10 protein-coding genes are annotated in these 14,447 nt (G+C 56.7%); 8 read left to right on the top strand and 2 right to left on the bottom strand.

Annotated features, from left to right (window positions below; all coding sequences use genetic code 11):
- Positions 1-61 precede the first annotated feature (61 nt).
- The gene (locus ACONT6_RS06280) at positions 62-2,908 is read left to right on the top strand and encodes a M16 family metallopeptidase (RefSeq protein ID WP_428820903.1); all 2,847 of its coding nucleotides are present in this window, start codon (positions 62-64) and stop codon (positions 2,906-2,908) included.
- A gap of 170 nt (positions 2,909-3,078) precedes the next feature.
- Positions 3,079-4,401, top strand: coding sequence for an amidohydrolase family protein (locus tag ACONT6_RS06285; protein ID WP_428820904.1), 1,323 nt, complete (start codon positions 3,079-3,081; stop codon positions 4,399-4,401).
- A gap of 98 nt (positions 4,402-4,499) precedes the next feature.
- Here the strand turns inward: ACONT6_RS06285 and ACONT6_RS06290 are convergent, their stop codons facing one another.
- Positions 4,500-5,222, bottom strand: coding sequence for an SIMPL domain-containing protein (locus ACONT6_RS06290; protein WP_428820905.1), 723 nt, complete (start codon positions 5,220-5,222; stop codon positions 4,500-4,502).
- Between the two features lie 100 nt (positions 5,223-5,322).
- Positions 5,323-6,423 carry a hypothetical protein gene (locus ACONT6_RS06295; protein WP_428820906.1) on the bottom strand — a complete coding sequence of 367 codons (1,101 nt, stop codon included), beginning with the start codon at positions 6,421-6,423 and terminating at the stop codon, positions 5,323-5,325.
- A 168-nt stretch (positions 6,424-6,591) separates the two neighbouring features.
- Between ACONT6_RS06295 and ACONT6_RS06300 the strand changes: the two genes are divergently transcribed.
- From ACONT6_RS06300 to ACONT6_RS06325, 6 genes are all read left to right on the top strand, one after another.
- Positions 6,592-7,032: a VOC family protein gene (locus ACONT6_RS06300; RefSeq protein WP_181253534.1), complete on the top strand. Its 441-nt coding sequence runs from the start codon at positions 6,592-6,594 to the stop codon at positions 7,030-7,032.
- A gap of 48 nt (positions 7,033-7,080) precedes the next feature.
- Positions 7,081-8,199, top strand: a complete 1,119-nt coding sequence (locus tag ACONT6_RS06305; protein ID WP_428820907.1) for a hypothetical protein — start codon at positions 7,081-7,083, stop codon at positions 8,197-8,199.
- 53 nt (positions 8,200-8,252) lie between these two features.
- Complete coding sequence (locus ACONT6_RS06310; protein ID WP_181253532.1) at positions 8,253-8,927, top strand: GntR family transcriptional regulator; 675 nt, start codon at positions 8,253-8,255, stop codon at positions 8,925-8,927.
- Positions 8,927-9,235, top strand: coding sequence for a DUF6122 family protein (locus ACONT6_RS06315; RefSeq protein WP_181253531.1), 309 nt, complete (start codon positions 8,927-8,929; stop codon positions 9,233-9,235). The genes ACONT6_RS06310 and ACONT6_RS06315 overlap by 1 nt, the downstream gene beginning before the upstream one ends.
- Positions 9,236-9,371: 136 nt before the next feature.
- Positions 9,372-10,787, top strand: coding sequence for a Type 1 glutamine amidotransferase-like domain-containing protein (locus ACONT6_RS06320; protein ID WP_428820908.1), 1,416 nt, complete (start codon positions 9,372-9,374; stop codon positions 10,785-10,787).
- Positions 10,788-11,545: 758 nt separating this feature from the next.
- A complete protein-coding gene (locus ACONT6_RS06325) occupies positions 11,546-14,413 on the top strand; it encodes a TonB-dependent receptor plug domain-containing protein (RefSeq protein ID WP_428820909.1) in 2,868 nt (955 codons plus the stop codon).
- Positions 14,414-14,447: the final 34 nt, after the last annotated feature.

Here is a 14,447-nt window from a genome sequence, read left to right on the forward strand (position 1 = left end):
GCCCGTTTTTTTTGCCTACACTTGCCTGCATTGAACGGATGCAAAATCAGGATAAGTGACAATGAAATTGCGAAGTGCCCTGGGACCGGTCGGCTTGTTCGTCTTATTGATGTCGGCCGGGATGGCCGGTTGTGACCGCGATGGGGAGGGCGGTGAGCGTTCCGAAAATGTGCACAAAGCCCTGCGCATGGATAAGGAAGCTGCTGCCAGTAGCAAAGCCGCAGCCAGTGGTAAAGGCGCTTTTGTACAGCCGCCAAAAATCGATTTGCCGTATCACAAAGAAAAGTTGAAAAACGGCCTAACCGTAATCGTGCACGAGGACGATAAGGCGCCGGTGGTGGCCGTCAATATCTGGTACAAGGTCGGCTCGAAAGACGAGGTCCGCGGCAAAACCGGTTTCGCTCATCTATTTGAACACCTGATGTTCAACGGCTCGGAGAATTTCCCCGGCGAGTACTTCGAACCCTTCCAACGCTCCGGTGCCACCGATATGAATGGCACGACCAGCAACGATCGCACCAATTACTTTGAAACCATGCCAGTGGGGGCACTGGACATGACGCTGTGGATGGAGTCTGACCGAATGGGTCACTTCAAAGGCGCCATCAGCCAGGAGAAACTCGACGAGCAGCGCGGGGTAGTGAAGAACGAAAAACGCCAGGGAGAGAACCGTCCCTACGGTCAGGCATTTGACTTGATCGCCGAGAATACCTTCCCATCTGACCATCCATACTCCTGGACCACCATCGGATCCATGGAAGACCTCGACCAGGCCAGCCTGGAGGACGTCAAACAGTGGTTTTCCGATTATTACCAGCCCGCCAATGCCATCCTCGTTATCGCCGGCGACATTACGGTCGAGGAGGCAATGAAGAAAGCGCGCGAGTATTTCGGCGATATCCCCAGCACCTCGGTCCCGGACGAACTGAAGAACTGGGAGCTGCCGATCCAGGTCAACAAGCGCCTGGTAACCACCGATCAGGTGCCGCAAACCCGCATTTACAAAGTGTGGAATGTACCGGCGATTGGCAGTGAGGAAGAAGACGCACTGGACCTGCTTACCTCCCTGATGGCCAATCGCAAAAATTCCCTGCTTTACCGCCGCCTGGTGCGTGACGAACAAGTGGCCACCAGTGTCAGTGCGTTTTACTACGCGCGTCAGCTCGCCGGCCAGATCATCGTGATGGTGGATGTGAAACCGGGTCAGTCCGTGGAAGAAGTCGAGAAACTCCTCAATGACGAGCTGCGCGAGTTTGCCAGGACGGGTGTGAGCGAGGAGGAGTTGCGCCGTATCAAGCAGAGTGAGTTTGCCAGTCTGGTGAAAGGGCTGGAGAAGATCGGTGGCTTTGGCGGCAAGACCGATCTGCTTGCGCGCTCGGAGTTTTATTACGATGACCCGGGAGCCCTCCTCAATGGGATCCAAGACTACGCCAAGGTGTCCGTGGATGATGTACAGGATGTGGCGCAGAGGTGGCTGAAGCCCAACCATTTCACCATGATCATCACGCCGAAAGAAAAGTTCGAAGTCACCGGTGAGGATGTGGATCGCAGTAAATTGCCGGCGGTAGACAAGACGGTCGAGCTGGATCTCCCGGAGCAGCAGTCCTTCACTCTGGATAACGGCCTCAAGGTGGTGCTGGCAGAGCGGCACGATACCCCGGTGGTGTTCATGCGCCTGCAATACCGCAGCGGTGCCTCTGCCGATGGCGAGCAGCCGGGACTGGCATCGGTGGTGGCGCGTATGTTGAGCGAAGGGGCGGGGGATTTTGACAGTCTCGCGTTCAGCGCACGCCAGGAAGAGCTGGGCGCGGCTATTGGTGCGAGCAGTGGTCTGGATTACAACTCGCTCAGTTTCAGCGCCCTTAAAACCCAGCTCGAGCCGTCGCTGGAACTGTTTCGGGATGTGATTTCCAGTCCCCTGTTCCCGGAGGAGGACCTGGCCCGGGTGAAATCCAACTGGCTTGACTCCATTCGTCAGGAAGAGGCGCAACCCCAGGGGCTGGCCATGCGCAAGCTGCCGCCGTTGCTGTTTGGGGAGAATCATCCTTACGGCGCGCCCCTTACCGGCTCCGGGACGCCGGAGGCTATCAAGTCGATTACCCGCGAAGACCTGGTGAAGTTTCACAAAACCTGGCTGAGACCAGATAACGCGCAACTGACGGTGGTGGGGGATGTCACCAGGGACGAGATCCAGAAACTGCTGAACGATACCCTCGGTGGTTGGGATGCTCCGAGCGACCCGCTACCGGCACTGGACATCCCTGTGGTGCAGCGCCCGGAAAAAGCGCGTATTTTCCTGCTCGACCGGCCAGGTGCGCAGCAGAGTTATATTATGGCCGGGCTGGTCATGCCGCCGTGGCAAGCGGAGGGAGCTGAGGCGTTTGATGCGATGGCCTCAGCCATAGCCGGCAAATTTACCTCGCGGATCAATATGAACCTGCGCGAAGACAAGCACTGGTCCTATGGTGCGCGCGCGGTGTCACTGGATGCCGAGGCGCAGCGGCCGTATATCGTGTTCGCGCCGGTGCAGACCGACAAGACGGCACCCGCGATGCAAGAGTTGCTCAAGGAATACAAGGCGTATCTGGGCAAGCGCCCGATAAAAGAGAGCGAACTGAAAGACTATCAGGACGATGAAGTCCTGAAGCAGAGTGCGCGCTTCCAGACCAAGGGGCAGTTGCTATCCAGTATCGCCTGGCAGATAGAGAAAGGATTGCCCGCGGAATATATCGCCAACTACCCGCAGCGGGTCAGCGCATTGACCCAGGAGCAGGTGGCGGCAGCGGCCAAAGAGTACCTTGCGCCGGGCCAATTCACCTGGATGGTGGTGGGTGACTTGAGCAAGATTCAGAAGCCCATCGAGGAGCTGGGAATCGGTGAGGTAGAGGTGCTCCCAGCAGCGGAATAGCGCTTCTTCGTGGAGTTGTAAAAGCCCGGCTCTTTGCGCCGGGCTTTTTTTATGGCCGTTGGATACGGTAAATTGTGTTGCCGCGGCGCTGTGACCTCATACCTGCCATAGCCTGCGAGCAATACAATAAACAGGGCTTGTCCCATTTCGCCCGAAAAACTGGATACTTCATGATCACACCCAAAATAATTTCAATGCGTGCGAAAGGTGTATTTCACGGCCTGCTGGGAATGTGCCTGGTGGCATTTGCGTCCCTGGTCCAGGCAGAGAATATTGCCGTTCACGCCGGCTGGTTGTTCGACAGCGAGGCTGGTCGCTTGCTCGAAAAGCGCACGGTACATGTGGTGGACGGCAAGGTGGAATCGGTAGAGCGGGGGTTTACCCAGCGCGATGGCGAGCGCGTGATTGACCTCAGTGGGTTTTCCGTATTGCCGGGGTTGATGGATATGCATACCCACCTGGCCTACGAATACGGCCCGCGTACCTATACCGAGACCTTTACCTGGAACCCGGCGGATTACACCCTGCGCGCGGTCAATACCGCTGAGCGGACGCTGATGGCCGGTTTTACCACGGTGCGGGATCTGGGTGACAACAGCAATGTCACGGTAAGCCTGCGCAATGCCATAAATCGGGGGGAGATAGCGGGGCCCAGGGTATTTACTGCGGGCAAGTCTATTGCGACTACCGGTGGTCATGCAGACCCTACCAACGGCTATCGCCATTCGTTGATGGGTAGCCCGGGGCCGGCGGAGGGCGTCGTCAACGGTGTAGCCAGTGCCCGGCAGGCGGTGCGACAGCGCTACAAGGACGGCGCGGACCTGATCAAGATTACCGCAACCGGCGGTGTACTGAGTGTGGCAAAAAGTGGCCAGAATCCGCAGTTCATGGAGGATGAGGTTGAAGCGATTGTCGCCACAGCAAAAGACTACGGGTTTACCGTAGCGGTACACGCCCACGGCAAAGAAGGAATGGAGCGGGCGATACGCGCGGGTGTTGATTCCATTGAGCACGGCACCTACATGGACAACAAAACCATGGCGCTGATGGTCGAACACGGCACCTGGTATGTGCCGACATTGATGGCCGGAGACTGGGTGACCCAGAAAGCGGCTATCGATGGATTCTTCCCGGAGATGGTACGCAGCAAGGCCGCGAAGATCGGTCCGCTGATTCAGGACACATTTTATCGCGCGCATCGCAAGGGGGTGAAAATCGCCTTTGGCACCGATACCGGTGTCAGCCGTCACGGAGACAATGCCAAGGAGTTTTCGCTGATGGTGCAGGGCGGGATGAGCCCGGCCGATGCCATCCGTGCGGCCACCTGGAATGCGGCGCAGCTGCTCAACGCCCAGGATGAGCTGGGCAGCGTGTCAGCGGGGAAATGGGCCGATATGGTGGCGGTCGTGGGCAACCCGCTGGAAGATATCTCTACCCTGGAGAAGGTGCGGTTTGTGATGAAGGGCGGGGTGGTTTACAAGCAGCCGGAATAGGCGGGAGTATTACGGTTTTCCAGATAGTACCCATGGCTAACACACAGAAATCCCGGCAATTGCCGGGATTTCTGTGTGTGAAACTGTCATCGCGGGATTTATTTTTCCAGCTCAAACACCAGTTCCATATTTACTGAAACACTGCTCTCACCCGGTGCGATGGGGGTACTGGCACTATCCTTGGCTGCGGCCATTTCCATGCGGGCCATCGGTCGCGGCATGCCGCCGTGGCTGCCCTCGGAAATACTGACGATTCTGCGCACCTTGGTGCCCAGGGACTCCGCATAGGACTCCGCGCGGGCCTGCGCCTGCTTCAGCGCTTTGTCGCGCGCCTTTGCCAGCAGGGGTTCTGGCTCGCCAATGGAAAAGCTGGGGCCGTGTATCTGGTTGGCGCCGGCGGCTGCCATTGCATCGATCACTGCGCTTAGCTCATCCAGCTTGTGCACGGTAATACTGACGGTGTTGCGCGCCTGGTACGCGATGATCTTGCGCTCACTGTTGGGTTGGTAATCGTAGCGCGGGTTGAGGCTGATGCCGCTGGTCTGAATATCTTTGTCCTCGATGCCGGCCTTTTTGATGGCTTGCATCAACGCTTCCATCTGCTTTGCATTGGCTTGCATTGCCGCATTGCTGTCATCGGCCTCGGTCACGACGCCCGCAGACAGGTTAGCGATATCCGGAGCCTGGCTCGCTTCTCCCTGCGCGGAAATGGAAATCAGGGTGCCGGAAGTGCGGTTTTTATCATCGCTGCCGCAGCCAGAGGTGAAAGCGACGAGTCCGGCCAGCAGGCCAGCGGAAAATAGTTTCAGGGTTCTTTGCATGGCGAATCCTTAATATTGCCAGAGATACTTCATAGCTGCTTCTTAGCTATGGAATCCATTGTTACGTTACGAAGATGAATATCAGGTGAACGGTGACAACTCATTCACAAAATATTCGCGCAAAAGTTTCCTCTTCCGGATGATAGAGGGCGAATCCGAGTCGCAACAGCTGCTGTCGGCGATCGCACAGTACATTTTTTTCACGCAGTTGCGATTGCAGTAATTCAGCGTTTTCCGCACTGCCACAGCGGAAGGTGAAAAAATGTCCATGCGCGTTGTCCAGATCGTGAGCAATCAGGTTGTCGCGGTTCAGCAACGGGTGCTCTGCTGCATCCATCGCGGCGAGGAAACGGCGCTGGTTTTGCAGCACATAAGCGTGGATGGAATCCACCGTAATACCTTCCTGCTGATACAGATCCAGTACCGCAAGCGCCTTGTAGAGCGGGGAGTAATCCATGGTCGCGCCAGCAAAACGCAGCCAGTCGTTGCCAAAGCCCACACCCTCCGTGCGATTTTCCAGCTCTGCCATTTCCGCGAACCAGCCGGTATTGAGCGGCCGCAATTGGCAGTTGCGCGGAATGCTCATAAAGCACATTCCCTCGCCTGCGCCCAGGTATTTATAGGAGCCTGCGGTATAGAACACCTTGTCGGCGATGGCGCTGAGGTCGGTGGGGCGGGCGAAGAAAGCGTGGTAACCATCAATCACCATCTCGGTACCTTCCGGCTTGCGCGCGGCCAGTTCCAGCAGGCCGGGGAAGGCTACCCCGGAATCGAAAAATACCTGGCTGGCGTAGGCCAGCTGGTAGTCTCCGCTGTGCAGTGCCTGCTCAAAGCGCTGGGGCAGGGTGTCGAAGGGTTTCGTGGGAATGCGTTCCACCTCCACATTGGGCAGTTCTTCAAGGCGCATCAGCTGGCGGGCAAAGCTGTAGAATTCGCCATCCGTGGTCAGGATGCGCAGTGGCTTGCTCAGGTCGAAAGCGCTGAGCAGCCGATAGATCAGCTCGTGGGTGTTGGGCGCCAGGGCAACCTGTGCCGGATCCGGGAGGTTCAGGGTGCTTGCTATACCGCGCTGGAAGGCCGGTATCTTTTCTCCAAAGATCTTGTCCCATTTGCTGTCTGCCATCTCGGCGGCGTCCTGCCAGTAGGCGTTGACGGCGTCGAGGGTCACGTCGGGCCAGTAGTGGTGGGAGTGGCACGCCATGTGCAAAACCGGTAAGTCGCAATCCGGAGAGGCCGCCTTTTGGGCAGCCTGTAAAAACTGTCGATAGTATTTTTGGTACATTTCGCTCTGGTAACTTTGTGGCGGGTGGCTAAAGTAGTCATCCTGATTGATGTACTGGGATTGTAATCCCCCAAAGGAGGCGATGCAGTGGAATATTTGCACACGATGGTGCGAGTCACCGACCTTGAGAAATCTCTGGAATTTTATTGCGACAAGCTGGGCCTGTACGAGGTCACCCGCAATGATTACGAAAAAGGGCGCTTCACCCTGGTATTTCTTGCCGCTCCGGGCGACGCAGACACTGCCAATGGCGACAAGCGCCCGTGCCTCGAACTCACCTACAACTGGGACCCGGAAACCTATACCGGCGGCCGCAACTTCGGCCACCTGGCATACCGCGTGGACAATATCTACGAAACCTGCCAGCGCCTGATGGATATGGGGGTGACCATTAATCGACCGCCCCGCGACGGTCATATGGCTTTCGTGCGCTCTCCGGACAATATCTCCATTGAGCTGCTGCAGAAGGGCGATGCGCTCGAGCCGCAGGAGCCGTGGGCTTCAATGGAAAACACCGGCGAGTGGTAATCACTGGCGAGCGGTAATCACGAAAGACAGTAGTTTGTGAGCGCAAAGATGGCGAAAGCGAAAAAATTCGAGAATTGTGTTGTGCTGGCCGGGGCCAGTGCCGCGCGCAGGGTGCGCGAGGAAGGTCTGCAGCAGCAGATGGTGTCCACCCTGGTGGGCGCCTCCGGCGGCCCCAAGTGGCTGTCCATTAGCCAGCTCGATCGCGTGTTGATCGGCGAATTTTTTCGCGGCCGCAAGGATCCCATCGCGACACTGGGGTCTTCCATCGGCAGTTTCCGCAATATGTGTTACGCCACCTCTGACCCCATGGCTTCCCTGGAAAAGCTGGAATACGGCTACGTAAACCAGGCCTATGCCAGTGAGCGACCCACGCCGGGTGAGATTACCGCTGCCGGCGAGAAGATCCTGCTCGATGTTCTGGGGGAGGAGGGTGCAGCCCAGGTGGCGGCCAATCCCGTATGGCGCAGCCATTTTGTCACCGTGCGGGGACGCGGCCCCCTTGGCAGCGATAACAAGGCCGTGCTGGCACCGGCGCTGCTGGCATCGGCACTGGCCAATGCCGTGAGCCGCCGCACCCTGCGAGCCTTCTGGGACCGGGTTGTGTTCCACTCCGGCGAGGCGCCATCTGTCGCCTTCCGCAACCTCTCTACGGTCAATACGCCACTCGTTGCGGAAAATGTATGTCCTGCGGTGCTGGCATCGGGCTCCATCCCGCTGGTAATGGCCGGCGTGCCCACCCCGACGGGGGCACCGGCGGGCAATTATCGGGACGGCGGCATCACCGACTACCATTTCGACCTCGGCTTCCAGCACCCGCAGGGGCTGGTGCTGTATCCGCACTTCTTCCCGTATATGGTGCCGGGCTGGTTCGACAAGAGTTTCCGCTGGCGCTGGGTGCGCGGTGGGGCCATGGACAATGTGATCCTGGTGGCACCCTCTCCCGCGTGGGTGGCCAAATTGCCCTTCGGCAAGATCCCTGATCGGGACGATTTTGTGAAGCTTTCGACCGAGGAGCGCCTCAAATACTGGAATGCGGTGACCGAGGCCGGCAAGCAGGTAGCGGAGGATTTCTTTGAAATGTGGCAAACTGGTGCCATTGCCGATGCACTGATTGCGGTCGGCAGCGATCAGGCGCCACACAAGTTGGCCCTGGCGATGTCTGCCTGAGGGGTGCGGCGAGCACTTCGGGGCACTTTTACACCAGTACTACGGGGCCGCCATTGAGAAACGCCGAGTTTACCGAGCCGCAGGAAGAGTTTCGCACCACCCAGGAGCGAGTCTACTATCAGGTGCGTGACGCCATACTGCGCGGCCAGTTCCTGCCGGGCAGGGCGATTACCATTCGCGGTCTCGCTGCGGATCTGGATTGCAGCCCGATGCCGGTGCGAGAGGCATTGCGCCGGTTGACCTCTGAGCGCGCGCTGGAGCTGTCGGATACCCGGCGTGTCACTGTGCCGACCATGACCCGCGAAAAGCTCGATGAAATCTGTGCGGCGCGGGTGGCACTGGAGTGTCAGGCCGCGGCCCAGGCATTGCCGTTCGTCGGTGAGGAAGAGCTGGCAGTATTGAAGGCCCTGGATGACCGGGTGACAGCCTCTCTCGATAAAAAAGATATCCAGGAATATGTCACTGCCAACCTCGAATTTCACTTTACTCTCTATCGTCTCGGCCGCCCGCACATCATTCTGTCGCTGATCGAAAGCCTGTGGCTGCAGACGGCGCCGCTGCAGCATCTGGTATTTCAGCGTTTTGGTGTACAGGAGCTGCCGGACCGACACCAGGACCTGATTGCCGCCATCGCCAGTGGCGATGAGCAGAAGGTCCGCACCGCCATACGCCAGGACATCGAAGAGGGCCTGGGTTCTATTTCCGCCGAAGAATTGATGCCGTCTTGATGTTCAGCTATATCCATATTGTTTTACATGTCCTGATTCCACTGGCTATCGCGTGGTTTTTCTTTCGCGACGACTGGAAAAAGGCGGCACTGGTGATGCTGGCTGCCAACCTGGTGGATCTCGACCATTTACTGGCTTCCCCGATTTACGATCCAGGCCGCTGCAGTATCAATTTTCACCCCCTGCATAAAATGTTTCCCATCTCTTTCTATGGGGCCATGATGTTTTTGCCCTGGAAGCCTATACGCTGGCTGGGTATCGGTCTGGTCACACATATGCTGCTGGATGCGCTCGACTGCGGTATTTGATTCCGCGCGGCAAACTGTTCTGTTTTTTCCCAAACTTGACTGTTTTTTCCCATCGGCCCCGAATTCGATGTTCGGGGTCGATCCCTTGGGTACCCTTGTTCGGCAATAAAAATAAACAAGCCTCAAGGAGCCAATCATGGGAAGTAAACTGATACCTGTATTGTTGTTTTCCGCGTTAAGTAACGGCGCATTTGCCTGTGTGTCTGCGGAAAGTGAATCAAATGACGCCGAGTCCGATGCCGATGGCCCGCTGTGTTCCGCCCAGGCGGTCGCGGGAAATATTGCCAATCGACGCGATCAGGACTGGTACTACTTCAATGTCGATTCCCCAGCGAATCTGGACATTTCCCTGGATCATTCCAGTGGCGATGACTTCGATTGGCACCTGTACGATGCCTCCCAGCGACTCTACAGCGCGGAAACCGGCGATCGACCGGAAGCTGCCAGTGTCTATGTCGATGGCAGCGGGCTGTATACGCTCAAGGTAACCCGCTACAGTGGCCGCGGTGATTACACCCTCACCGTCGACGGTATCCCCGATGCCGGTGGAAGTAGTGGGGGAGGAAGCAGCAGCGGTGGCAGTAGTGGCGGCAGCAGCGGTGGTGGTACCTGCGAGCTGGGTGCGCGTCCCGATAAACCCGGCGGCCTTACCCGTTATATGACCGGCAGCGAAGCGGATGTCTGTGTGGAGCAGGGCGCTGGCGGGCTTCTGGTAATGGGCGGTGGCAGCGATGTGGATGCGGCTTTTACGCGCAGGGTTGAGCCGTTGATTGGCGGTGGCGACGTTGTGGTGCTGCGCACCAGTGGCAGCGATGGCTACAACGATTACCTCATGGGGCTGCTGAATGCGGATTCCGTGGAAACCCTCATTGTCGATCGTCCTCAGCACGCCAATGATGATTATGTTACCTGGGCGGTGAGTTCTGCAGAATTTGTCTGGATCGCCGGTGGAGACCAGTCCGACTATCTCAATCAGTGGCAGGGCACTGCGCTGCAGCAGGCGTTGGATCAGGTGATGGCCCGTGGCGGCGTTCTTGGGGGCACATCGGCCGGTGCCGCGGTGCAGTCGGAATCCATCTACGATCCCGATGGCGTGCTCGGCGCTTATTCGTCGGAGGCTGTCACCGACTTGTGCCACGAATACGTCAATATTTCTTCAGGCTTTCTGAGTGCTGCCATCATGCAGGGCGTGATTGTGGATACCCATTTTACCGAGCGCGATCGCATGGGCCGGCTGATGGCATTTATGGCGGGCCTTCCCGCAGGTATTCAGGGGATCGGTGTAGATGAGGCGACCTCTATTTTCTTTACCCCGGATGGCAGCGGGGTAGTGGACGGGGCTGGTAACGTCTACGTTTTGCAGGAGGATGCGCAGACTTCCCGGACCCAGGCGCAATGTGGATTGCCAGTCGTTTATGAGGATGTGTTGCGCTATAAGCTCAGTGAGTTCGACCAATTCAATATATCCACTGGAGCGAGCAATGTTACGCCGAAGCGTGTCGGGATAGACGGTCGTTCGTCCAATTTTTATCTGAATCAGCCCTACCAGTAAGTCGCGACTTTCTCGAGTATTAAAGTGTGGGCAAACCTGAAGACCGGGAAGGCTATTCCTTCCCGGTCTTCTTTTGTGGCCTGAAATTCCTTTTGTCTCCGCGAAAGAAAGTGCTCCTTTGGCGCGGGTGTGTTGCAGTTAATTCGGCTGTCTCCGGGATCTATGTGCAGATAAAATTACTCAACGGAAATGCTTTACAGTATTTTTTCAGCGTGATAAAAATTAGATCAAGATTGGCTGGTAGGTGTAACAGCGGCTGATCGGGCTTCAACCATCAAGCGCAAAGTGCAAGGCATATAGAGCAAAATGAATAATATTGCTGCCATTGAGCGCTGCTCCTCCAACTACTACCTCAGCGAGTGGTTTGACGAGTAGCTTCCCCGCCTCGGTTTAACCGGGGGCTCCGCATTTTTTGAGCTTTCCTGTCTGGTTTCTCCTGCCTATTGTTGCGAATGTTCGTTGCGAACGTTTTCGTATTCAACAGCAAATCCAAGATAGCCATAGCCATTAAAAATGTATGCGGGCGCGAGGAAGCTATAAGTCGGATTTATCCGTTCTTAAATCTCCTACCCAAATTACTGTGTCAGTCCGTGGCGTATTTGCGTGCGTCGTTCGCGCTGTACGGTGACTGGGTTGCACTGCAATGCCGCCGGTTTTCTTCCTCAACGAAATCGCCAGGTGTCGATGAACGGCGCTGGTCAAAACGAAGATCACAGAGAACCAATAGAGACAGGAACCAGGTTCCTGGAGGGCATAAAATGGATAACAGAACCCAGCTGAAAAAATCTCCCCTAAGCAAGGCCGTAAAATTGGCTGTCGGTTGCTCCCTGATGGGCGGCAGCGCGCTTGTTATGGCGCAGGGAGTGGCGCAACCGGCGGAATCCGCCGTAGAAGAGGTGGTGGTTACCGGTACTCACATCAAAGGCCTGGATACCGAAGGCGCGGTACAGGTAGTACAGATCAACCGCGATGATATCGAAGCCTCCGGCGCTACGTCACCGATCGAAATTTTGCAGCAGTTGAGCCAGACTGGTGGCGGAAGCGGTACCTTTTCTACAGCAACCGGTGGGCCGCTATCCAGCAATACCCCGGTCGGCGCCGCCGGTGTTTCCCTGCGTGGCCTGGGTGCCAGTTCCACTCTGGTACTGGTCAACGGCCGCCGTGTATCCGTCAGTTCATTTGCCAAAGGGCAGGAGTCCTTCGTCGATGTGAACTCCATTCCCCTGTCTGCTATCGAGCGCGTGGAAGTGTTGCCCAGTGGCGCCGCTGCCACCTACGGCGCCGACGCAGTAGCGGGCGTGGTGAACTTTGTACTGCGTGAAGATTTTACGGGTAATGAAGTCACGCTGACCCACGGTAACTCCACTGCTGGGAGTGATGAAGGCAAGTACAACCTGAACTGGGTATGGGGCCGCGAGGGCGAACGCAGCCATACCATGGTGGTAGTGGACCTGTTTTCACGCAATGCGATGTACGATCGCGACCGTAAATTGACGGCGAACTCCGTGCGCCCGAGCCAGCAGGGTATTTACCCGAGCTTCAATGATTTCTATTCGATGTACTACGATCAAACCCAGTCTCCCGAAGAGGACGGCTGCCCTGCGGATCAGTTTGGTTTTGGTGATTTCGGTGAATACTGTGCGTTCAATACCAACGCGATTGCTGCGACTCAGGATGAGTACGAAAGTGCGAGCGTAGTTGGCACCTTCAATTACGATATTTCTGACAATCTCGAGTGGTTCAATACCTTGATGCTGCAGACAACGGCATCTCGCGGTACGTCTTCTCCTGCCAACTTTTCACGAGCGCCCTTTGATCCGGAGAGCCCACTTTGGCCAGAGCAATTGAAAGTGGATATCGTGGAAGAGGGTTCTTTCAGTCTTGACGCGCCTACCAGTGATTTTTCGGATTTCTATGGCTATCCGATTTTTGCTTACGGGAAGTTCCCGGACGCAAGGGCAGTTGAAGTCGAGTCGCAGTCGACTCGTCTGGTAACTGGCTTGCGTGGCGAAGTATCCAGTTGGAACTGGGAAGTGGCGGCCAACCTGGGACGCAGTGAATCGGAACAGCGTGGTATTTCTGGTCTTTACAACTCCGAAGCTTTTTACAACGCCAGCTTGGGCAACTTGTGTACTGACGGTACGGTCGTGAATCGTTGGGACCTGGATCTGGTGCGTCCTAGCGCGAGCTATGGGGCGGGCGAAACCTGTGAAGATGTTGGCAAAACCACCGCCTGGTACAACCCGTTCAATGGCCAATCTGAGCAGGTGGATGCGATTGACGAGTTTGTCCGCACCGATGCCAAGCGCAGTGGTAAATCCAGTCTTTACGCGATTGACGGAAATATTTCCGGAAGTTGGATAGAGCTTCCTGCCGGCGCGATTCAGGTGGCAATTGGTGGTGAATTCCGCCGCGAGACGGTTAACGATATGCCGGCTGCCGATGCAGTATCCACGACCTATAACCCTGAGCCGATTCTCGGATTCAGCTCCACTTCCGCCAATGCCTCGCGGAACCAGTGGGCAGTGTATACCGAGCAGATGATTCCATTGGCGGCAACTACCGAGCTCCAGTTAGCACTGCGATACGACTATTACGACAGTTTCGGTGGAGACGCCAACCCGAAGGTTGCGCTGCGCCACGCATTTAACGATGCAGTTATTTTCCGCAGTAACTGGTCTACTTCGTACCGAGCGCCTTCGCTGGCGCAGGTGGGTGCTGGCACCTTGCTGTCCAGCTATACCGTGGATTGTGAGGCAACGCCGGGTGCCTGTGATGGCGACTCCACTGCCGATGGTCAGTCCTTGCTGTCTGAAGATGTGAGCAATGACGATCTGAAGCCTGAAACCGCCACTACCTGGGGCGCAGGCTTCCTGCTGAAGCCGACGGAAGATACCGAGATCAGTATTGACTACTGGAATATCGAGCACGAAAACCTGATCGGCATTGAGCAAGACGACTTTATTTTACGCGCACTGGCTGGAGAGTATCCGATAGTGGAGGCCGGTGAGCTGTTGCCCGGTCAGCCAGGCCTGGAAGTGGTTGGAAATATTGTTGTGGATGCCCACTTCCAGTTGACCAATCTTGGCTGGCAGAAGACCAGCGGTGTTGACCTTGCCTTTACGCAACACCTGGATACCGAAAACTGGGGCAGCTTCCGTTTTACGCTGGACGGAACCTATATGGCGCAATTTGACAAGCTGCCGTCAGAAGTCTCCGGCGTGATTAGTGAAGCTGGTGAATACACCTATCCTCGCTGGCTGGCAAACAGCTCCCTGCGCTGGCGCTACGAGAACTGGTCTTCCACCCTGAGTGCCAGATACACCCACAGCTATGCCGATGATCCGTCTCAACGCACCCTGGATGCGTTGATGGAGCCGGGTGCTGAGTACTTCCTGTCAAAAGTAAACATGGATGAAAACGGCGGAGTGGAAGTCGACAGCTGGCTGACCTTCGACCTCAGCGTTAGCCGAGACTTCGACAGCGGTAGCTGGCTGAGCCTGCAGGTCAAAAACCTGCTGGACGAAGAGCCGCCTCTGGTGCTGGGTACCAGTGCTAACGTGGATAACTTTAACCATAACGCCATGGGACGGTTCTATACCCTGAGCTACGGCCACGCGTTCTGATCGGCGTCTCACAGGACCTGATCCCGGCGGGCGC

The organism is Microbulbifer sp. MCCC 1A16149, from assembly GCF_050368945.1.
Taxonomy (GTDB): Bacteria; Pseudomonadota; Gammaproteobacteria; order Pseudomonadales; family Cellvibrionaceae; genus Microbulbifer.